Annotated in this window: 18 protein-coding genes; 17 read left to right on the forward strand and 1 reads right to left on the reverse strand. The window is 34.0% G+C overall.

The genetic code is table 11. The features are described 5' to 3' along the window. The first annotated feature begins 76 nt into the window (after positions 1-76). The 14 genes from DW006_RS07855 to DW006_RS07920 all read left to right on the forward strand — a co-directional run bounded on the left by DW006_RS07855 (position 77) and on the right by DW006_RS07920 (position 19,213). Complete coding sequence (locus DW006_RS07855) at positions 77-2,026, forward strand: DUF6273 domain-containing protein (protein ID WP_117999772.1); 1,950 nt, start codon at positions 77-79, stop codon at positions 2,024-2,026. Between the two features lie 133 nt (positions 2,027-2,159). Next, positions 2,160-3,725 (forward strand): DNA polymerase III subunit gamma/tau, encoded by a 1,566-nt coding sequence (gene dnaX / locus DW006_RS07860; RefSeq protein WP_117999773.1) that lies wholly within the window; start codon positions 2,160-2,162, stop codon positions 3,723-3,725. Continuing rightward, positions 3,726-4,064, forward strand: a complete 339-nt coding sequence (locus DW006_RS07865; RefSeq protein ID WP_117999774.1) for a YbaB/EbfC family nucleoid-associated protein — start codon at positions 3,726-3,728, stop codon at positions 4,062-4,064. Then, entirely contained in the window at positions 4,064-4,660 is a 597-nt protein-coding gene (gene recR, locus DW006_RS07870; protein ID WP_022164848.1) for a recombination mediator RecR, read from the forward strand. Before DW006_RS07865 ends, recR begins: the two co-directional genes overlap by 1 nt. Positions 4,661-4,685: 25 nt before the next feature. Then, complete coding sequence (locus DW006_RS07875; RefSeq protein WP_117999775.1) at positions 4,686-8,117, forward strand: hypothetical protein; 3,432 nt, start codon at positions 4,686-4,688, stop codon at positions 8,115-8,117. A gap of 47 nt (positions 8,118-8,164) precedes the next feature. Next, on the forward strand, positions 8,165-9,004 hold the full coding sequence (locus DW006_RS07880) for a transketolase (RefSeq protein ID WP_117999776.1): 840 nt from the start codon (positions 8,165-8,167) through the stop codon (positions 9,002-9,004). Further along, positions 8,992-9,930, forward strand: coding sequence for a transketolase family protein (locus DW006_RS07885; RefSeq protein WP_117999777.1), 939 nt, complete (start codon positions 8,992-8,994; stop codon positions 9,928-9,930). The genes DW006_RS07880 and DW006_RS07885 overlap by 13 nt, the downstream gene beginning before the upstream one ends. A gap of 395 nt (positions 9,931-10,325) precedes the next feature. Further along, positions 10,326-12,065: an ammonium transporter gene (locus DW006_RS07890; protein WP_199521895.1), complete on the forward strand. Its 1,740-nt coding sequence runs from the start codon at positions 10,326-10,328 to the stop codon at positions 12,063-12,065. A 542-nt stretch (positions 12,066-12,607) separates the two neighbouring features. Next, the gene (locus DW006_RS07895) at positions 12,608-13,900 is read left to right on the forward strand and encodes an ABC transporter substrate-binding protein (RefSeq protein WP_117999778.1); all 1,293 of its coding nucleotides are present in this window, start codon (positions 12,608-12,610) and stop codon (positions 13,898-13,900) included. 153 nt (positions 13,901-14,053) lie between these two features. Continuing rightward, positions 14,054-14,980 (forward strand): sugar ABC transporter permease, encoded by a 927-nt coding sequence (locus DW006_RS07900; RefSeq protein WP_117999779.1) that lies wholly within the window; start codon positions 14,054-14,056, stop codon positions 14,978-14,980. Further along, on the forward strand, positions 14,980-15,903 hold the full coding sequence (locus DW006_RS07905) for a carbohydrate ABC transporter permease (RefSeq protein WP_243002597.1): 924 nt from the start codon (positions 14,980-14,982) through the stop codon (positions 15,901-15,903). The genes DW006_RS07900 and DW006_RS07905 overlap by 1 nt, the downstream gene beginning before the upstream one ends. Before the next feature lie 20 nt (positions 15,904-15,923). Then, the gene (gene malQ / locus DW006_RS07910) at positions 15,924-17,414 is read left to right on the forward strand and encodes a 4-alpha-glucanotransferase (protein ID WP_117999780.1); all 1,491 of its coding nucleotides are present in this window, start codon (positions 15,924-15,926) and stop codon (positions 17,412-17,414) included. 143 nt (positions 17,415-17,557) lie between these two features. After that, the gene (locus DW006_RS07915) at positions 17,558-18,586 is read left to right on the forward strand and encodes a LacI family DNA-binding transcriptional regulator (protein WP_117999781.1); all 1,029 of its coding nucleotides are present in this window, start codon (positions 17,558-17,560) and stop codon (positions 18,584-18,586) included. A 12-nt stretch (positions 18,587-18,598) separates the two neighbouring features. Next, positions 18,599-19,213, forward strand: coding sequence for a DUF624 domain-containing protein (locus tag DW006_RS07920; RefSeq protein ID WP_022164838.1), 615 nt, complete (start codon positions 18,599-18,601; stop codon positions 19,211-19,213). A gap of 162 nt (positions 19,214-19,375) precedes the next feature. On the opposite strand, the gene DW006_RS07925 is transcribed toward DW006_RS07920, so the two are convergent. Further along, the gene (locus DW006_RS07925; RefSeq protein WP_022164837.1) at positions 19,376-20,362 is read right to left on the reverse strand and encodes a sigma-70 family RNA polymerase sigma factor; all 987 of its coding nucleotides are present in this window, start codon (positions 20,360-20,362) and stop codon (positions 19,376-19,378) included. Between the two features lie 128 nt (positions 20,363-20,490). Between DW006_RS07925 and DW006_RS07930 the strand changes: the two genes are divergently transcribed. From DW006_RS07930 to DW006_RS07940, 3 genes are all read left to right on the forward strand, one after another. Continuing rightward, the gene (locus DW006_RS07930) at positions 20,491-21,630 is read left to right on the forward strand and encodes a hypothetical protein (protein ID WP_117999783.1); all 1,140 of its coding nucleotides are present in this window, start codon (positions 20,491-20,493) and stop codon (positions 21,628-21,630) included. 37 nt (positions 21,631-21,667) lie between these two features. After that, positions 21,668-22,258, forward strand: coding sequence for a flavin reductase family protein (locus tag DW006_RS07935; protein WP_117999784.1), 591 nt, complete (start codon positions 21,668-21,670; stop codon positions 22,256-22,258). Between the two features lie 83 nt (positions 22,259-22,341). Continuing rightward, a complete protein-coding gene (locus DW006_RS07940) occupies positions 22,342-23,580 on the forward strand; it encodes a DNA polymerase IV (protein ID WP_278286614.1) in 1,239 nt (412 codons plus the stop codon).

Genomic DNA, 23,580 nt, shown 5'->3' on the forward strand with positions numbered 1-23,580 from the left:
TTATATAAAATAGTTTAAAAATATTACAGAATATAATACAATATAAATAGTACACAAAAGAAAAAAGGAGGGCAAAATGAAGAAAAAATTTTTAAGTATGGTAATGATTTTGACTATGGTTATGTCAATGTTTTCGGGAGTTGATTTATGGAATGTTTCCGTAAAGGCAGCATCAGGATATGCTGTTGGAACATCTGTATATTTTGGTGCTTATTATCAGAATTTCATTACAAATGAAGATATCATTTATACATTAGATGATACGGATTTTAACAAAGACGGCACAGTTACCTACAAAGGTGTAAAATATGCCAGAGCAAAAGCTTATGGTAGATTTCACTATGCCAAGGCAAATGATTCAATAGAATGGCTTGTTTTAGGTGAAAGTGGTGGATATTACACACTTATTTCAAAGAAAGTTTTGTTTATGAGTGATTACCAGGGATTTTGGTCAGAATCACAATTAAGAGACAAATTAAACGATGACTTTTATAATACAGCATTTACAAAAAACGAACAAAAAGATATGAAAGCAATTGTAAATGTTACAAAATACCATCCATATAACGATGCTTATATAGATAAAAAACCGGCGCAGTATATTGAAACACAGGACAAAGTATCTTTACTTGATAGTGATGAAGTTCAAAGTTTAGATTATGGTTTTGATGATACAGACAGTGACACAGATACAAGAATAGCATATACAACAAAATATGCAGGATATGATGAACCGGCAGTAAGATGGTGGCTTCGAGGTCCTGGTGGCTGGCATTATGGAAACATGGTTCAAAGTTTTGTTTCAGTTACTGGAAAAATAAATACCCAGTATTTTACATATTCATATGGTGTAAGACCGGTTATTAAAGTAAAAGCAAATTCAGTACTTTTATCTGACCAGCCATTTGACAGAGATAAGGTAAAGAATGTTACAAATAAAAGTAACAGTATTACATTAAATGTAACTGGAACATACAAAGATGGTCAGACAAAGAAAGTGTTAAGGGATACGGAAAAGTATTCAGATGGATATTTTACAAAATCAAGCTCAAAAATTCAGGGAGGCCTTGCAAAATTGTCAATGCTTGCGGCATCCTCAGTTTATAACAAAAATTATTCCAATAAGCTGATAAAAGCCTGCAAGTTTAATAAATACAAATATGTAAAAAAGACTCCAAAGAAAAATAACAATGATACCATATCATATGAAGTTGGTATTAGAAATGTAGATGGCACAAATATTGTGGCTGTTTGGGTAAAAGGTACCGGTGGTGATTATGAGTGGGTTAGCAATTGGAATCTTGGAAAAGGAAATACTCATACAGGTTTTTCCATTGCCGAAGAAAAGATGTATAAAGAAATAAAAAGTTATTTATCAAGCAACAAAGTAGGGCTGAATAAAAATTCTAAAACGAAGGTTTGGATTACAGGTCATAGCAGAGGAGCAGCGGTAGCTAATTTATTTGCAAAACATATGAATAGCGTAGTAGGAAAAAATAACGTGTATGCATATACATTTGCAACACCAAGAGTATCTGTCTTGGCAAAGAAAAAAGGATATGAGAATATTTTTAATTATTTAAATCCGGGAGATTTTGTAACAGAAGTTGCACCAAAGAAATGGGGATACAAAAGATATGGTGTAGATATAACTTTGACAGAATCAAAAAAGAAATCAATGGAGAAGAAGTTTAAGAAACTGAGCAAAGCGAAATATAATGGATTCGGAGTACAGGGGAAAAACTCATTAGTAAAAGCTTTCTTAAAATATGCAGGCAATAAAAAATCTGGATACTATAAGAAAAAGCCAAATAAAACACCAGAATTTTTCTGTAAGTATGGATTAGGTTATGTCTTAGGTGGACAGTTAAAGTCCGGACTTAAAAATTGTATTGCTGCATGTAAGTCAAACAATGACGCAAAAAAAGTTATGTTAAAAATGGTAGTGGACGGCAAGGTGAATAACAAATTTGGATTTGCCCATACACAGCTGGGATATATTGCATGGCTTGATGTAATGTATTAATTTATAATTAAAATATTTTATAAAAAGAAAAGTTTTCCAACATCTTGTATGGAAAACTTTTTTAGTTTATAATAGTATCCAAAGGTGCAAATGGGTGTACTATGCCCAAAAATATTACAGCAAAGGAGAAAACATGTCTTACACAGCATTGTATAGAAAATTCAGACCAACATCTTTTGATGAAGTAAAGGGTCAGGATCATATTGTGCAAACTTTAAAAAATCAGATAAATGCAAACAGAATAGGACATGCTTACTTATTTTGTGGAACAAGAGGAACAGGTAAAACCAGTGTGGCAAAGATTTTTGCAAAAGCCGTAAACTGCGAACATCCTGTTGATGGTAGTCCCTGCAATGAATGTGATGTATGTAAGGGGATTAATTCAGGCAGTTCCATGAATGTAATAGAAATTGATGCTGCCTCAAATAATGGTGTAGATAACATAAGACAAATCAGAGATGAAATACAGTATACTCCGTCAAGTGGAAAATATACTGTATATATTATTGACGAAGTTCACATGCTGTCAATTGGAGCTTTTAATGCTTTGCTTAAAACATTGGAAGAACCACCATCATATGTATTGTTTATATTGGCAACAACGGAACCACATAAGATCCCAATTACAATTTTATCAAGATGTCAAAGATATAATTTTAAAAGAATTTCCATCGATACTATTGTAAACAGACTTGCGGAACTTATGGAAAAAGAAAATATTGAAGTTGAAGAAAAGGCACTTCGATATGTGGCAAAAGCTGCAGATGGTTCCATGCGTGATGCACTTAGTCTTTTGGACCAGTGCATAGCCTTTTATTTAGGACAGAAGTTAACATACGAGAATGTTCTAGAGGTTTTAGGGGCTGTTGATAACGAGATTTTCAGCAGACTTACAAGACAAATCATTAACGGTGATGTTGTTTCATGTATTAATTTATTAGATGAAATAATTATGCAGGGACGAGAACTAGGACAGTTTGTTAATGATTTTATTTGGTATTTACGAAATTTGATGCTTATTAAAACATCTGATGAAGCAAGTGAAATTATAGATGCTTCCCAGGAGAGAATACAGTCTCTTAAAGAAGAAGCGGATATGGTGGATACAGATGTAATTATGAGATATATTAGAATTTTTTCTGAATTGGCAGGACAAATCAAATATTCATCACAGAAACGTGTGTTAATAGAAATTGCATTTATTAAATTAACTAAACCTGCCATGGAAAGAGACATAAGTTCATTAAATAACAGAATTGCTTTAATGGAGAAGAAAATAGAAAATGGTGATTTTGTTTCAAAGCAGGTGGCCTCTGAACCTACTGTTCAGGCACAGGAGAAACCAAAGGAAAAGAAGGTATTTGATAAACCGGTTCCGGCTGACATACAGGCAGTTGTGGATAACTGGGGAAGAATCAAGAGACACATTTCTAATCCATATAAGATTTATTTAAATGATGCAAGATTTAGCGTCAAAGGTGAAGACACCTTGCTAATTGTATTTAACGCAGGTTCAATTGGTTATGAAGGTTGTAATAAACCTGAGGTAATAGAGATGCTTACTAATGTGATTAGTGAAGAAATACAAAAACAGGTAAGAATTGAAATGACTATATTAGAAAATAATCAGAGTTTTAGTGATTATTTTATGGAAGTAGTCTCAAAAATAAAAATGGAAGTTGAAGAGGAGGATTTCTAAATGGCAAGAAGAGGAGGATTTCCGGGAGGCATGCCTGGAAACATGAATAATATAATGAAGCAGGCACAGAAGATGCAAAAGCAGATGGAAGAAGCACAGGCTCAGCTTGAAGAGTCAAGCTACACTGCAACATCAGGTGGCGGTGCCGTTGAAGTTACAATATCAGGTAAGAAAGAAATTACAAGTATTAAATTTGATCCGGAAGTAGTTGATCCAGATGATATTGAAATGCTTGAAGATTTAACAATGGCAGCAGTTAATGAAGCTATTAGAAAAATCGAAGAAGTATCAGCACAGAAAATGTCTAAAATTACCGGTGGAATGGGTGGTCTATTCTAATGGATTACTACAGTGGTTACATTACAAAGTTAATAGAAGAGCTTTCAGCTTTGCCGGGAGTTGGTCCCAAAACAGCAGGAAGGCTTGCATTCCACATATTAGACATGCCTAGCGAACAGGTACATGATTTAGCGTCTGCAATTGTAGAGGCAAAGAATAATGTAAAATATTGTAAAATCTGTTGTACCCTTACAGATCAGGAAGTATGTCCAATCTGTAGCAGTAATCAAAGAGACCACAAGACAATTATGGTGGTTGAAACAACAAAGGATATGGCAGCCTATGAAAAAATAGGAGAATACAAAGGTGTATACCATGTTTTACATGGAGCGATTAATCCAATGGCTGGCATTGGGCAAAATGATATTAAATTAAAAGAATTATTTCAACGACTAAAAGATGATGTTGATGAAGTAATTATAGCTACAAATTCCAGCGTAGAGGGTGAGGCTACGGCAATGTATATTAGCAAGGTGGTTAAACCTTTGGGAATTAAAGTTACAAGAATAGCCAGTGGCGTTCCCGTTGGAGGAGATTTAGAGTGCATTGACAATGTTACATTGCTAAGGGCATTAGAAGGACGTGTAACAGTTTAACAAGTCAAAACAAAGAGGTATTCAAATGGATAGAAATGAACAGATACAAAAAATGGATGAGCTAAGAGATGCAATGAAACGCAGGGATTTTGACAGAGCAGTTGACATTGCAGATTCTTTAGATTTAAAGAGAATAAAAGACAATAATATTTTAAGTTTAGTTGCAGATGCCTATGAGGTGACTCATAATTTTGAAGAGGCAAAAGAAGCTTTAACAATTGCTTATGAAAATACAAATGCAGGTAGACTTATTGCATACAAGCTATGTTTAATTTCTGTTAAAACAAAAGACTTTGCTGCAGCAAGAAGCTATTATGAAGACTTTATTGAAATGGCACCAAGAGATACTGCAAGATATATTCTAAGATATAGAATGGCAAAGGCTCAGGGAAAACCTATTGAAGAGTTAATTAATATTTTGGAAGAATATGTAAATCTTGACATGGAAGAAAAATGGGCTTACGAGTTGGCAAAACTTTATTACAAAGCCGGCAAAAAGGACAAATGCCTTGATATATGCGATGAGATTAATTTATGGTTCTCCGAAGGAAAATATGTAAAGAAAGCCTCTGACTTAAAAGAAAAAATCAATAATCCAAAGGCTGCAAAGATAAAAAAAGAAAAAGAAAAAAAGGCTGAAACACTGGCGGAAAACAGTGCGGATGAAATTATAGAAATTACTGATATTTCAGAAGATGGAGTGAAGGCTAAAATTGTTGAGGCTCCCAAAATGACTGAAGAACCAACTATTGCTGAAATAGTAAGTAATGAAAATGGTCAGACAAAAGAAGAAGTGAAGCCTGAACCTGAAAAAACTTCAGAGACTGTGGATGAAATCCAGTTCTTAGATGAAGACGGAAATGTTGAAGAAAAGAAAATTATTTCTAAAGCAGAAGAAAAATCACATAAGAAACAGAAAAGAACTTTTAGACCTTTTGAAATTAATCCTGACATGATACAGAAAGACACAGCTTCTGTGATCAAACCGGAAAAAGAAGAGGAGAGTGTTCCAGAAGAAGTTGAACCAAAGCAGGCTGAAAATGAAGAGAAGAATATAGAAGAATTTATTAATTTGAATTCAAGTGAAGATGATGATATGGAAGAAATTATTCTTTCTGATGAACCTGAAACAGTCGATTCAGTAACATCACAGAATGACAAGGTACCTGAAATTGTTGACGAAGCTCAGCAGAAAACAAAAACTAATGATGATCAGGTTAAAGTTACAAACAGTGACAATACTGAAACAGTTAAGGGAACAATTGAAAATGGCGAATTTGAACCGGATTTACATGACGGTGACATTACAGTTGGTCAGTTGCTAAACGATGAAGAACAGCCTAAGTCACAGGCAGATGAGAAAGTTTCAGAACAGGTTGAACCGGAAGAATCAAGAACTGAAAAATTAACAGGCATTAATGATGTAAGTGATATTTTAAGACAGCTTCAGGAAAGAGGAATTCTTAAACCTGAAACTGTAAAAGAAGCAGTTGACATTATTAATGAGGCAGCAGAAGTTAATGACAGCAATTCTAAAGCAAAGCAAGAAGACAGCATACTTCCAATTGATGAAAGTGTTATTGAAGAGTCTGATGATGAATTGGTTTCTAAAGAAGAATTAAATGAAACAGAAGAAAAAGTTGAAGGCACTGAAAATGATGATGCAATTAAGGTAGAAGAACGTGTTCATGATAACATAGAAATTGATGAAAGTGATATTGTTTTAGAAGAAGATTTAGAAGAAAACAAAAACGCTCAGTCAACTGAGAATATCGTTCCTGATGATTTGGGGAGCACACGTATATTTGGAAAAATTCAGATTCCTTCAAGTGAAGAAGAACAACCAAATGTAAGCAGAGTTGTAAAACCACAGGTAGAGGAACAAATTGAAGAAGGACTACATGAGGAAACAGGTGAAGTTCCGGCACTTGATTTAGGCTACAAAACGCCAACAAGAGATGAAAGCAATGACTTAGGACAGAAGAAGATGTACAAAAATATTGCTGCTAACTCTGATATGGGATATAAGACTGATAAACTGCCAACCCGCGATGAATTGCAAAAAGCAATAAAAGAAGCAGAGGAAGTTGTATCAAATAATCAGGAAGACTCAGATGTAAGAGTTAAAGAAAACCCAACATCTAAAGTTGAAATATTAGCAGGTGCAGGTATTGTTCCGGAAGGTGAATTTGAAGTTGAGTCTAAAGAGCAAAAACAGGCTCAAGGCAAACAAAAGTCTGATACACCGGCAGGCGAAGATAGAACTATAGATACTCCTAAAACACAGGTGGTTGAAAAGAAAACATCAGCTGGGGCAGAAGCAAATGCGGAGTCTGTTGAATCGGAAGAAAAAGCAACTACTGCTGAGGCAGAAGAAAAAGCAGATAACAAAAGCATTAATACTGAAACGAGAACAGAAGAAAAAGCTGACAATATAGAAGCAAAGATAGAAGAGGCCGTTGAAGTAGAAAAAGAGGCGGATGAAGCTGCAGAAACAGAAGCAAAGGTAGAAGATGAAGCTACTGAAACGGAAGCAAATGTGGAAGAACCAGTTACAGCTACTGAAGCAAAAACGGAAGAAAAAGTAGCTGCTACAGCAGAGGCAGAACCAGAAGAAGCAACAGAAAATAAAAAGACAGAAAATAAAAAGACAGAAAAGAAAGAAGACCAGACAATGGATAATAATATTGTTCGCGAGAATGTTTTATCAGAAGCTGAACTTACAGAATTTAAAAACTACTTGAATGTTGAAGGCTTTGAGATTAACATAAGAGAAGTTTTACAGGAATTGATTGTTAATTATTCTCCAAATGGTAAGTCAGAACATGGAAATGTAATTATAATGGGGAATGAAAAAACAGGAAAGACAACATTAGCCATTGAATTAATTAAACTTGTAAACAGAAAACGTGGTAGAAGAAACAGAAAACTTGCAAAAGTTGATGCACGAGTGCTTAATAGAAAAGGCTTTAAATATGTATTAGGCAAGTTAGTAGGCAGTGACTTAATTATCGAAAATGCAGACCAACTTGGAAAAATGACTGTTATTAGCCTGTTAGATGGATGTGGAATGTTTACAGATGACATGCTTATTATTCTTGAAGGAAATGAAGATGGCATGGAAGAGTTACTTAAGGAGAATCCAAAACTTGAAACTACATTTAATCACATTGTTAGAATCAAGGAATACAACATTGAGGAATGGGTAGAATATGGAAAGCGTTATGCATTGAACAAAGGATACGAAATGGATGAACTTGCCAACTTGGCATTTTATAAGGCAATAGATGATTATTTTGGAGCAAATAAGGGAATTTCACAGGACAATGTTGAAGAAATAATCGACAATGCCATTGCGCATACCAAGAAGTTGGGAAGAAAGTTCAAAGGTATATTTGGTTCAAAGTCAAAAAATGACGGACTTAATTTATTACAGGAATCAGATTTTGAAATTTAGTATAATTCAGACATATAAAATTTTCATATTTAAGAAAGGAAGTAACAATGGAAAATTTACAGCTTGCAAAAATTGCAAATGAAGTGAGAAAGAATGTTGTGACAGCATTACACAGTGCAAAGTCAGGACATCCGGGTGGATCATTATCAGCAGCAGACATGCTTACATTTCTTTATTTTGAAGAAATGAATGGTCTTGATCCCAAAAATCCAAACAAACCGGATAGAGACAGATTTGTTTTATCAAAAGGACATGCAGCACCGGGATTATATGGTGTATTAGCAGAAAAAGGATTTATTCCAAAGGAAGATTTAACAACTTTAAGAAAGATTGACTCATATTTGCAGGGACATCCTGATATGAAGCACACACCTGGAGTTGATATGTCAGCAGGTTCTCTTGGACAGGGAATTTCAGCAGCAGTAGGTATGGCACTTGCCGGAAAGATGGATAACAGTGACTATCGTGTTTATGCAATGCTAGGTGATGGAGAAATCGAAGAAGGACAGGTTTGGGAAGCAGCAATGTTTGCAGGTCACAGAAAATTAGATAATATGGTATTTATTGTGGATAACAATAATTTGCAGATTGATGGAACAGTTGAGGATGTATGCTCACCTTATCCCATTGATGAAAAATTTAAGGCATTCAATTTCCATGTAGTTACAATTAACGGACATGACTTTGACCAAATCAGAAGTGCTTTAAATGAAGCAAAAGAAACAAAGGGTATGCCAACAGCAATCGTTATGAATACTGTAAAAGGAAAAGGTGTATCTTTTATGGAAAATAAAGTAAATTGGCATGGTGCAGCTCCTAATGATGAGCAGTACAAAGTGGCAATGGAAGATTTAGAGAAAGTAGGTGAAGCATTATGTCAGAAGTAAAGAAAATCGCAACAAGAGAAAGCTATGGTAATGCTTTAGTAGAACTTGCCAAAGAGCATGATGATATTGTAGTTCTTGATGCTGACTTAGCGGAAGCTACAAAAACAGGTATTTTCAAAAAAGCTTATCCTGAAAGACACATTGACTGTGGTATTGCAGAAGCAAATATGATGGGTATTGCAGCAGGTTTATCAACTTGCGGAAAAGTACCATTTGCAAGTACATTTGCAATGTTTGCAGCAGGAAGAGCATATGAGCAGGTAAGAAACTCAATTGGTTATACACACTTAAATGTGAAAATTGGAGCTACACATGCAGGTATTTCTGTAGGAGAAGATGGAGCTACACATCAGTGCAACGAAGATATTGCACTTATGAGAACAATTCCAGGCATGACAGTAATTTGTCCATGTGATGATATTGAAACAAAGGCGGCTGTAAAAGCGGCTTATGAAATGGATGGTCCTGTATATTTAAGACTTGGAAGATTAGCAGCACCTGTTATTAACAAGGAAGACTACAAGTTTGAAATTGGAAAAGGTGTAAAAATGAGAGAAGGTAGCGATGTAACTATTGTTGCCACAGGTCTTATGGTTGGCTATGCATTAGAGGCAGCAGAAAAACTTGCAGCAGATGGAATCAATGCAGAAGTAATCAACATTCATACAATCAAACCTTTAGATGAAGATATTATTGTTGAATCAGCTAAGAAAACAGGAAAAGTAGTTACAGTTGAAGAACATTCTGTAATTGGTGGACTTGGAAGCGCTGTATGTGATGCATTAAGCAGTAAATTACCTACAAAAGTAACAAAATTAGGTGTACAGGATGTTTTCGGACATTCAGGTCCTGCAGTAGAATTACTTAAAGAATTTAAGCTAGACGGAGAAGGAATTTACCAGCAGGTAAAGGAAACTTTAGCATAATTTCAAATAGAGCATAGTTATAAAAAGATTATTATGAAGAAATAGGAAATATAATTTCCAAACTTAAAGTTAGAAAGAACTAAACTAATAAAATAAAACAAATGGTTAAATATTTAAAACAATGTCTTAATAATTTTAGTTAAGACAGGTTTACTGTTGCAAAACAAAAAACAGATGTTATAATAGCCATTGTTAAACGAAATGCAAGGGAGCAGACGTAAAGGTCTAGCTCCCTTTTTCTTTTGTTTTTAGGAGAATAAAAGAATTTCGTAAGAAGGAAAACATACCCCTTTAAAATGTTTCCCCACAAGAGAAATCTTGTGATGAACATTTGAAAAAAGTCAATTCAAATGTTTAAAAGAAAAAATATGACTGAAAGAATGGAGGAAAAAATTATGGACGCAAAAGAAATTATTCAGGCAGCTACAGACAGTAGTTTTGCAATCTGGTTCTTAATTGGTGCTGGTTTAGTATTCTTTATGCAGGCAGGATTTGCAATGGTTGAAACAGGATTTACCAGAGCAAAGAACGCTGGTAACATCATTATGAAGAACCTTATGGACTTTTGTATTGGTACTATAATGTACGTATTTTTAGGATTTGGACTTATGATGTCTGAGGATTATGTAATGGGTATCATTGGTGTACCAAACCTTGATATCTTTACAAATTACAACAACTTCAACTGGTCACAGTTTGTATTCCAGTTAGTGTTCTGTGCAACAGCAGCAACAATTGTTTCAGGAGCTATGGCTGAAAGAACAAAGTTTAGTGCTTACTGTATTTACTCAGCAGCAATCAGCTTGATAGTATATCCTATTGAAGCAGGCTGGGTTTGGAACATCGGTGGACACGGTTGGTTACAGCAGTTACATTTCGTTGATTTCGCCGGTTCAGCAGTAATTCACTCAGTTGGTGGTATGGCAGCTTTAGTTGGTGCAATTATTGTAGGTCCTCGTATTGGTAAATATACAAAGAGATCAAATGGAAAAATCAGATCAAATGCTATTGCCGGTCATTCAATTACACTTGGTGCTTTAGGATGTTTCATTCTTTGGTTTGGCTGGTACGGATTCAACGGTGCAGCAGCAACAAATGTTGACAGTTTAGCTTCAATCTTTATGAATACAACAATTGCTCCTGCAACAGCAACAGTAGTATGTATGATTTTCACATGGATTAAAGATGGTAAGCCTGATGTAGGCATGTGCTTAAATGCTTCACTGGCAGGTTTAGTAGCAATTACAGCAGGTTGTGCTTCAGTAGATACAATTGGCGCATTAATCATCGGTGCTGTAGCAGGTATTTTAGTAGATGTAGTTGTAGAAGTTTTAGACAAGAAATTCCACATTGATGATCCTGTTGGTGCAGTTGGTGTTCACTGGGCAAATGGTGTTTGGGGAACAATCGCAGTTGGTTTATTTGCAACAGGAAAAGGTGATACAGTACAGGCATTTGCAGATGGTTCAGCATACGCAGGTTTATTCTACGGTGGTGGAGCAAAATTATTAGGAATTCAGATTTTAGGTATTGTGGCAATTGATGTATATGCAGCGATTATGATGACAATCGTATTCCAGTTAATTAAACATACAATTGGACTTAGAACAACAGCAGAAGAAGAAATTATTGGTATGGATATTTCAGAACATGGTCTTGCATCAGCATACGCAGACTTCCTTCCAGCAGCACCATCATATGCAGGTGAAAGTGAAGGGGCAGTTGATTTATCAGATGTTAAACCTACACCACTTACATTAGGTGATAAGTCAGAAGGCAGATATACTAAGATTTCTATTATATGTCCTGAAGAACGATTTGGAGTTCTTAGAGATACAATGAATGCCATTGGAGTAATGGGTATGACAGTATCTCAGGTAATGGGTTGTGGAGCTGAAAAAGGTAAGACAGGTAGATATAGAGGTGTGTCAACAACAATGAACCTTTATAAGAAAGTTCAGGTTGATATAGTTGTATCAACGGTTGATCCAGGACTTGTAGTTGCAGCAGCAAGAAAAGCTCTTAATACAGAACACTATGGCGATGGTAAGATTTTCGTTACAAGTGTCGAAGATGTAATGAGAGTTCGTACAGGTGATACAGGATACGATGCATTGAAATATGATGAAAAATAATTAACAGTAATTAACAATTATTTATTAAAAAGATATTTTAGAACTCTGTTCTTAAATATATATTTTACTTAATCTCATTAAAGGGCCGGTACTTAAGTACCGGCTCATTTTTTTTTGAACAATGAGAAATTTGGAAAGAATTTCTCATTGTCCAAAAAACGTTCCACTAGGGATGCACACTAGTGCGAAAAGAAAATAGTTGCGGACGGACACCCATTGGGTGTGAAAGAATGTCATAAGTAACAGGCTTTCAAAAATAGAAAATTCTTTCAGAAGATTCATTGCATAAAAAAATAAAACTATGGTAAATAGATAAAAAACGCATAAAAACGTTACAGTATATGTGCAAAATGCACAAAAAGATAAGCTTTTATTGTATAAAAGGTCGAAATGTGTTCTATTTGTGAAAATATTATTGAAAACGTTTCCGAAAAGTGCTACTATCAGTTCATAGGAAACGTTTCCAAAGAAAGTGAGTACCACACTGGAAATGGAAATATCGGATAACCTAAGTTATTTTTTTAAGAAAAGGAGACAAAGATATGCGTAAGAAATTATTAAGTGTAGCGTTGTGTGCAACAATGGTAGCAGGATTATTAGCAGGATGTGGAAGCAGTTCTAAGAGCGATAAATCAAGCTCAGAAAAAGGATCAGTTTACTGGTTAAACTTTAAACCAGAAGCTGATGAGGCTTTACAGAAAGTAGCAAAGACATACCAGAAGGAAAAAGGAGTTAAGGTAAAGGTTGTTACAGCAGCTTCAGGAAACTATAACTCAACATTAACTTCTGAAATGGGAAAATCAGCAGCACCTACATTATTTGTAGTTGGTAACCAGGCAGCAGTTAAGACTTGGGATGATTATTGCTTAGATCTTAAGGACACAGATATTTACAAGGAATTAAGTACAGATTCATTTAACTTGAAAGATGACAAAGGCAAAGTTGCATCAATCGGTTATTGCTATGAAAGTTATGGATTAATTGTAAATAAGAAATTACTTAAGAAGGCAGGATATGAAGTTTCAGACATTAAGAACTTTGAATCATTAAAGTCAGTTGCTGAAGATATTCATAAGAGAGCTGACAAACTTGGATTTGATGCATTTACATCATCAGGAATGGATGATGCATCATCATGGAGATTTACAGGACACTTAGCAAACATGCCATTATTCTATGAAGGAAGAGATGATGGATGGAAAGAAGCTCCTGCAACAATTAAAGGAAAATATTTAGATAACTTCAAAAAAACATGGGATTTATACATTAACAACAGCAAATACGATAAGAACACTTTAGCAACAGGTGGTTATGATGCAGAAGCAGAATTCAAGAATGGTGAAGCAGTATTCTTCCAGAATGGTACATGGGAATATGATGCTTTAAAAAAATCAATTTCAGATGATGATATGCAGATGATTCCAATTTACTGTGGAGTTGATGGTGAAGAAAAAGCAGGCCTTTGCTCAGGAACAGAGAACTGCTGGGCAGTTAATGCAAAAGCTTCAGAAGCTGATCAGAAGGCAACACTTGATTTTATGAAATGGTTAGTAACTTCCGATGAAGGTACAAAAGTTATGGCTGAACAGTTTGGCGCTATTCCATATAAGAAAGCAGCAGACAGTGGAAATGTATTCTTAAAGAATGCAAACGACTTATTTGATGCAGGAAATTACAATGTTGACTGGGCATTTAACTACACACCAAATGTAGATGAATGGAGAGCAAGCCTTGTAGCAGCAATGAACAAATATGATGCAGGCGGTTCATGGGATGATGTTAAGACAGCATTTGTAGAAGGATGGGCTACACAATATAAGGCAGCTAACAAATAAATTATCCAATAAATAAATTATAATTATTGATTGGACAATAATTATTAACTAAATAATAGTTATTAATTGCTATAGGAAATAAATATAGAAACTTGATATTTAGGGGGCGGGCATAGCCCGCCCCCTCTTATTAGAAATAAGGAGGAGATTGCTGTGAAAGAAAAAAAGAAAAAACATAACAGTGGAACATCTGTAAATTCTAAACTTCTTCGCAGACCTATTCAAAGATGCTTTCTTCTATTCTTAGCACCTACTTTTGGAGCTTTTTGTATTGGATTTATTTATCCATTTTTAAGAGGAATTTATTTATCTTTTTGTGAATTTGTTACAATCGGAGATGCTTCTTTTGTAGGTTTTAGAAATTACATGGATGCATTTAGCGATGCGTCATTTATACATGCATTTTGGTATACAGCATTGTATGCAATAGTATCACTATTTTTGATAAATATACTGGCATTTGCAATAGCATATTTATTAACGTTAGGTATAAAAGGTGCAAACTTATTTAGAACAGCATTTTTCATGCCAAACTTAATTGGTGGTATTGTTCTTGGATATATTTGGAGTATGATTTTCAATGGTATATTAGGAAAAATGAACACTTCAATATTAATGGAAACAAGATATGGTTTTTGGGGCTTAATCATATTAATGTGCTGGCAGCAGGTTGGATATATGATGATTATCTATATTGCAGGGTTACAGGCAGTTCCCGGAGAATTAATTGAAGCAGCAAAAATCGATGGAGCAAGCAAATGGCAGACATTAACAAGAGTAACAATTCCAAATATTATGCCATCTATTACAATTTGTTTGTTCTTAACAATAACTAATGGATTTAAACTTTTCGACCAAAACTTAGCATTAACAAATGGTCAGCCATTTGAACAGTTAAAGGATGGTTCAGTTATAAAGACAACAGAAATGTTGGCACTTAATATTTACAACACATTTTATGGACAGTCACTTACAGGTAAGGGAGTGGCACAGGCGAAAGCCGTTATATTCTTTATTTTAGTTGCAGGAATATCAATTATTCAGCTTAAGGCAACTAGATCAAAGGAGGTGCAGCAATAATGAACAATAAAGAAACAAATAGAAATTTAAAAGATACAAAATTAGTTGCTGCCACAAAGAAGAAAAAATTAAAAGAGAACAATGAAATTCCATTGAAACATGGAAAGCTTTTAACAATAATATTATCAATTGTAACATTAATTTATGTCAGTCCGATATTTGTTGTTTTAATGAACTCTTTTAAAGCAAATACCTTTGTTAAAACAGATACATTTGCATGGCCTATAGGAAAAGCTTTAGTAGGTTGGGCTAATTACATCAAAGGTTTTACATTTGGAAATTATCCGTTTTTTAAATCAGTATTATACAGTTTTGTAATTACAGTTTTATCAACGGCTTTAATATTAGTTTGTACATCAATGGCAGCATGGTATATTGCCAGAGTTGATAGTATAGTTTGTAAGATTGTTTACTATCTGTTTGTATTCTCAATGGTAGTGCCATTCCAGATGGTAATGTTCACATTGTCAAATACAGCAGATTCATTGGGACTTAACACACCTTGGACAATCCCGGTTATATATTTGGGATTTGGAGCCGGTATGGCGGTGTTTATGTTTACGGGATTCATCAAAGGTTTGCCACTTGAAATCGAGGAGGCAGCAGCAATTGATGGTTGCGGACCTATCAGAACATTTTTCATCGTTATTGTACCAATGTTAAAACCAACATTAATTTCAGTAGGTATTCTTGAGATTATGTGGATATGGAACGATTATCTTCTTCCATATTTAGTTCTTGACTTGGATCGATACAGAACTATTCCAATTCATATTCAATACTTACAGGGAAGTTACGGTTCAGTAGATTTAGGTGCGATAATGGCACTTATTATATTAAGTATTATACCTGTTATATTATTCTATCTCACATGTCAGAAGCATATTATAAAAGGTGTAGCTGCAGGAGCAGTAAAGGGTTAAAGATTATTTAAGGAGGAACTATGAGGGCTAGTGGAATTTTATTACCAATTTCAAGTTTGCCTGGAAAGTATGGTATAGGAAGCTTTTCAAAAGAAGCATATGAATTTGTGGATTTTCTAAAAGAAGCCGACCAGAAATACTGGCAGATATTGCCTATAGGACCTACAAGCTACGGAGATTCACCTTATCAGTCTTTTTCAACATACGCAGGAAATCCTTATTTTATTAGTTTAGAAGACTTAATAGAGCAGGGACTTCTAACAGAAAAAGAATGTGATAAAGTGGATTTCGGTAGCAAAACAGATAAAGTAGATTATGAGAAATTGTATAATGGCAGATTTGAACTTTTAAAAACTGCTTATGAAAAAAGTGATATAAGCGAACGTGAAGAGTTTAAAAGATTTAAAGCTGAAAACGCTTATTGGTTAAAAGATTATGCAATGTTCATGGCTATTAAGGAAAGGTTTAATGGGCAGAGTTTTGACCATTGGGCGGAGGACATAAAACTCAGATGGGAATATTCCATGGAATATTACGAAAGTGAATTAGCTGATGAAATTACTTTTTATGAGTTTATTCAATATGAGTTTTACAGACAATGGTACAAACTGAAAAAATATGCAAACGATAATGGAATAAAAATTATTGGTGATATTCCAATATACGTTGCATATGATAGTGCTGATGTGTGGGCACATCCTGAATTATTCCAAATAGATGATGAGAGAAATCCAATTGCAGTTGCAGGATGTCCACCGGATGGATTTTCAGCAACAGGACAGCTTTGGGGAAATCCATTATACAAATGGGATTATCACAAATACACTAATTATGACTGGTGGATAAAGAGAATAGAGAGAAGTGTGAAATTATATGATGTTGTAAGAATTGATCACTTTAGAGGTTTTGATGAATACTATTCAATACCGGCAAAGGACAAAGATGCTATAGGCGGGCATTGGGAAAAAGGCCCGGGTATAGATTTGTTCAATGGAATTAAATATTGTTTGGGAGATATTAATATTATTGCTGAGGATTTAGGTTATATAACTGACACAGTAAGACAGTTAGTTAAAGACTCAGGTTTCCCTAATATGAAGGTATTAGAATTCGCTTTTGATAGTAGGGACTCATCAGGACCAAGAGATTATTTGCCATATAATTATGATAAGAATTGTGTAGTTTATACAGGCACCCACGATAATGAAACATTAAAGGGTTGGCTTGATGACATTGAACCTGAAGAAGTACAAATGATAGAAGAATACATAGGAAGAAAAGTTGAAACAAAAACACAGTTAGTGGATGAGATTATAAGAATGGCTCAGGCTTCAACTGCAAATACTTGCATAATTCCTATGCAGGACTATTTACATTTAGACAATAAGTCGAGGATGAATACACCATCTACATTAGGAGACAATTGGAGATGGCGTTTGAAATCTACACAATTAACAAAAAGGTTAAACAACAAAATTAAAAAGTTGACTGTTCTTTATGGCAGAGCATAACAGAATACAGATAATAATTTCTTAAAAGAGCTGCGAAGGGACAACTTTCGCAGCTTTTTGCATAAAGTACAGCTATGTGGTAAAATGCTAAATTGTGGAAGAAATGAAACTTATTAATTTATGCTAAATGAAAGGGGAAAGACATGGCAAATCTTACTATCAAAGACATAGCAAGAATATGTGGGGTTGGAATTAGCACTGTTTCCCGAGCAATTAATGATGACCCGGGAATTAATCAAAATACAAGAAAAAGAATACTAAAAGTAATTAAAGAATATAATTATGTTCCAAATAACAGTGCGAGAAATCTAAAAATGACAGAGTCAAATACAATAGCATTGTTAATAAAAGGAATTGACAATCAGTTCTTTCAAGGAATGCTTAAGATATTTGAAGAAGAATTGAAGAAGTTAGAATATACATTTTTAATTCATGCGCTTGGAGAAGACCAGGATGATGTAAGTGTAGCTATACAGCTTGCTAAAGAAAAAAGATTAAAAGGCCTTATTTTTCTTGGGGGCCAGATGGATTCTCTAGACAACAGACTGGAAGAAATCGGTGTACCTTATGTTTTGTGTACAGTTGCAGTTAATATGATGGCACCAAAAAGAAATTGTTCATCTGTATCAATTGATGACGAAAAGGAAAGCTATAGAGCAGTTGATTATTTATGTAAAAAAGGTCATAAGAAAATCGCAATGATTTCAGGCAGAAGCAATGATCAGGCGGTTGGTGGTCTTCGTTTAAGAGGCTATAAGAGAGCTTTGAAAGACAACGGCATTGAAATAAAAGATGAGTTAATAAGATATATGAAGGATGATATACCGGAATATTCAGTAGCAAATGGTTATGAAGTAACTAAAGAATTGCTTAAATCTAATGTAGACTTCACAGCGCTATATGCAATTTCAGATTTAACAGCTTTTGGGGCGTACAAGGCAATTATGGAAGAAGGTAAAACAATTCCCGGGGATTATTCGGTTTTAGGATTTGACGGCCTTGATATGTCAAGATATTTTCAACCATCATTGTCAACAATGAAACAGCCTTGTGAACAAATGGTTAAGTCGTCAATAAAACTTTTAATGGATGCTATAAATGGAAACGATGAAAAGAAACAACTGATTTTTGAAGCTGAATTATTAGAGAAAGAATCAGTAAAAGAATTGTAAGGAGAAATATTTGTGTTTGGAATTGACAGCAAACTATATGAGTTTTTATCAAAAATAGCAGATTTAATAATAGTAAACCTGCTATTTATTATATGTTCGTTACCTATTGTTACTATAGGAGCGTCAACAACGGCTCTTTATGGAGTAACAAAAAAAATGGCAAGTAACAGTGAAGGCTACATATTTAGGTCATACTTTAAACTGTTCAAGGAAAATTTCAAACAATCAACAATAATGTGGATTATTTTATTGGTGCTTTCATTAATCCCAACAGCCGATTTATATATAATCAATTATATGCCAAAAGGTCTGCTACCTACAGTATTAAGAGGGTTTATGTTAGCAGCAGCTTTAGCAATACTTTTCGTATTCCTTTATGCCATGGCATTACAAAGCACTTTTGAAAACACAGTGAAAAATACATTGAAAAATGCCTTCTTAATGGGAATAGGTCATTTTCCATGGACTTTGTTAATTGTGACCATTACATTACTCCCTATTATTCTACTAGTAACATTAGGAAGCGCAGCATCCTCTGTTATATATGTAATGTCATTTGTCGGATTTTCGGTACTTGCATATTTGAATTCTTTTATATTTAACAGAATATTTAAGAAATATATGTAAAGAATAAAATGTTGTTAAAGTTGAAGGTATATGTCCTGAATTTCAGATACATATCTTCAAAGTTAACAACATTTTTGATATTTGATAACCAAATACGTTTATGAAAAAATATAACTCTTTTAAAATAATAAATTACAAAATACTATAAATTACTGTACTGAATTATCTTGTATGTTTTCTCCAGGTTAAAGGATCACTACCACTTGCCGGTTTAGTAATATCCATTGAGTCATCTGTAGAAGCATAGCTTTGTCCCATAAATCCATCTGCAGAAACAGAATTATTATTAATTAAGTCTTCAACGGAAACAGTACCTTCTTTTGCAATTTCTTCAGCTGTTTTGGCATCTGTAATCTGGGTATCCTGATTAACTGATAAAGTATCAAGTGATGTTTTAAGCAATAAAGAAGCCTCATCTTCTGTAATTCCCATTGCATCAGCAAGTTCAGAAATTTCAGGCACACGACCAAGCTCTTTGCTAAGCTTGCTTGTTGTGTTGTCAAGCTGATTTAACTTGTCAGCAAGATGCTGTCCGATTCGATCAGAATTAATCTGACTGTTAATTACGTTGCGGATACCCTGTTCAATGCGTTTATCAATATAATTATTAAAATCACCACATTCCTTAGTGTATTCAGAAACGGCAACCATAAGTTCTAAGTTACCTTCCTGAATTAAGTCACCAAAAGTAACTCCCTTTCCACAATATTTTTTTGCAATATCTGCAACCTTCTTTAGTTTAGACTCTACAAGTGGAGTAGATGCAGATGCATCTCCGGCTATTAGTTTATTTACAAGCGCAGCCTGTTCTACATCTGATACAGTTTGAAGAGCGTCCATATCATCCATATACATTTTTATAAAATCAGTCTCTTCCTGTGACTGCCCATTTTCATCTTTTGCTATGTTTTCTGAGATGGCATTCATTCCATGACTGTCGTCAAAAATATTGTCGTCACTAGGAGTAAAGCCTTTAATTTCTATTTTATTAATTGATAGATAGTCGTATATAAGTTTGTACTGACTGTCATCGTCAATAAGACCATTAAAGAAAGATTTAACATCCTCCATAGTAATTAAATTATCGTGAGCTGTAGCATAAGAAACTAATTTTGCTAAAGCTTCATTAAACATTGTTTTTTTATCCATGTTTTTTATAACCTCGTCTTTAAAATATTACATCATACTTATGTAAATGATACATAAAAGCCTTGCAAAAATCAAGGATAATGGGTAACATTTAAGGTGTATGCCTTGAAGGCAAAAAAGGAGTAACTATGAAAGAATTAATTAATAAAATAAGAAAAAGCAGAATCTTTTCCCTTATATGTATTTTACTGTTTATAAGTATATGTTTTGGGACAGGGGCAGCGGCAGCATATATTAACCATGAATCAGATCCAACAGATGTGGCATCTAATTATTTTAGAGCTTTCGTTGCCATGGATTATAACAAAATGTACAGTTACATAGACAAAGAAGGTGCGTATGTGGAAAAAACATTATACACTAAGAAAATGGAAAATTTGAGAAAACAATATACCATTGATTCTTATGATATAAATAAGCCTGAAACAAAAGATGGGCAGAAGTCAGTAACAATTAAATGCAAAAACGAAGAAACAGGAAAAACAAAAGATTTCGTAGTAAAAATAACATCCAAAAGAAAAGGTTTAAATATTGTACCTGACTTTTATGTAAACATAGATGATATTTTAACCAACAATTTTCAGGTTACTTTACCGGCAGGTAATGAATTACAGTTAAATGGCATTACAATTACAAACAGCAATGCAAAAGTTTCAAAAAATTCAAGTGGCCAGGAAGTATATCTTTTTAATAAAACTTTAAAAGGAAACTACAAAGCTGTAGCTACAAATGCAAGTTACGCTATGGTAAAAACTTTGAATGTAAGTAAAGACGATACAAAACTTGATTTGTCAAAGATTCAACCTGTAGCTAATGATAATTACACTAAGATAATTAACAAAAATTGTGATAGTCTTGTAGACCAGTTCTACAAAGCTGTTAGAACAAAAGACAGTAAAAGAAAAGAACTGTTGAAGTTATTTAGCACAAAGAAAACAAAAAATAAAGTTTCATCACTTGTTGACCAATCAATGGAAATCACATATCCATCTGATGACAGAAATGTATCAAAGCTAAAAGTAATTGATATGAAAATTAATAAAAAGGACAGCAAGATTGTTTATAATAAGAAAAACAAAGAGTACACTTTAACTTACAAATATTCTTACAGCTATGTATCATCAACAGATACATCCCTTACAAGCAGTTACATATACAGCATATCAGGTAAATGTGACAGCCAATTAACTGTTGTTTACACAGCTGATAAAAATCAGGTAAAAATAAAGAATATTAAGTTAAAAAATAAGGATAAAAAGAGTCAATAAGATTTAAGAAAAATAATCAATTTTTAGGGAGAAAAATATGGCAAAGGAAACTTGGAAACCGGGCAATATGTTATACCCACTGCCTGCTGTTTTGGTAACAGTGGCTGACAATAGTGGCAACGAAAATATATTTACAGTAGCATGGACAGGAACTATATGTACTGATCCGGCAATGGTTTATATTTCAGTAAGACCATCAAGATATTCTTACGATATGATTAAGAAATCAGGCCAGTTTGTAATTAATCTTACAACAGAAAAACTGGCTAAGGCTACAGATTATTGTGGCGTGAAATCAGGTCGTGATGAAAACAAATTTGAAAAAATGAATTTGCAGACTGAAAAGGCTGAGTATGTTAAGGCACCACTTTTAACAGACAGCCCTGTAAATATTGAATGTGAAGTGACAGAAATTAAGCATTTAGGAACTCATGATATGTTTATTGCAAAAGTTCTTTGCGTTCATGCAGACAAAGAGTACATGGATGAAAAAGGCAAGTTTGATTTGGCAAAAGCAAAGCCTATAGTTTATTCTCATGGTCAATATTACAGCACAGGCAAGAAACTTGGTAAATTTGGATTTGCAGTTAGAAAAACTCAAAAACCAAAAAGAAAGAAAAATAAGTAGACAGCAAATAAGTGGACAGAAAAGAAATAGACAACAAGGAAATATAGACAGTTTAATGAAAAATTATTAATAGGAGAATAGTGTTGAAGCATGATAAGATAATTTTTCATATAGATGTAAATTCAGCGTATTTAAGTTGGACAGCAGTTAAGATGTTAAAGAACGGTTATCCAAAAGACATCCGAAACATTCCCTGTATTATAGGTGGAGATAAGAAGAACCGTCATGGAATTGTTCTTGCAAAATCAATTTCTGCAAAAAAATACGGTATAGTTACAGGAGAACCTGTAGTAAATGCTTTGAAAAAATGCCCCGGTTTGGAAATTGTTCCACCGGAGCATGATTATTATTCTGAACAAAGTCACAAGTTAATGGAACTTTTGAAATCATTTACACCGGATATAGAGCAGGTAAGCGTTGATGAGTGCTATATGGATTATACAGGAATAAGAAACAAATTTTCTAACGAAATAGAAGCTGCATATACAATAAAAAACAAAGTAAAAGAACAATTTGGCTTTACTGTAAATGTAGGAATTTCAGATGTAAAAGTTTTGGCAAAAATGGCATCAGATTTTGAAAAGCCGGATAAGGTACACACTCTTTACAAAGAAGAAATCCAAGAGAAAATGTGGAAGCTTCCTGTGGAAGACTTATTTATGGCAGGAAAATCCAGCGTGAATGTGTTACATAAACTAGGAATTTTTACAATTGGTCAGTTGGCAAAAAGCCCTGTTACCATATTAGATGCTCATTTAAAAAGTCATGGCAGGGTACTGTGGGAATATGCTAACGGAATTGACGAAAGCGTAGTAAATACCAAAAGGGAAGATTTAAAAGGCGTAGGAAATTCCACAACCCTTCCAAAGGATTTAGACAATATTGTTGAAATAAACAGAATTCTTCTAAGACTTTCAGAAAAAGTTTCAGGAAGGTTACGAGAGGGAAAACAAAAGGCAAAAACAGTTGCTGTTGAAATTAAATATAATGACTTTACAAAATGTTCAAAACAAATTACAGTAGATATTGCTACTGATTCCGGAACAGAAATATATAACATTTCAAAAAATCTGTTTAAAGGTTTGTGGAGTGGTAGACCGGTTAGGCTTTTAGGTGTGAGAACAGCTAATTTAATAGAAGAAGACGAGCCGGAACAACTGACTTTTATGGATATTGATTCATGGAACAAAGAAGAAAACAATATATCCAGAGAGAAAATGAAAAAATTGGACAAGGCATTAGATTTAATTAATGCAAAGTATGGAAGCGGTGCTGTTAAAAGGGCAAGCCTGCTTAATGAAAATAGGACAAAAAATAAATAG

This window comes from Eubacterium sp. AF36-5BH (genome assembly GCF_003460505.1).
Taxonomy (GTDB): domain Bacteria; phylum Bacillota; class Clostridia; order Lachnospirales; family Lachnospiraceae; genus Eubacterium_G.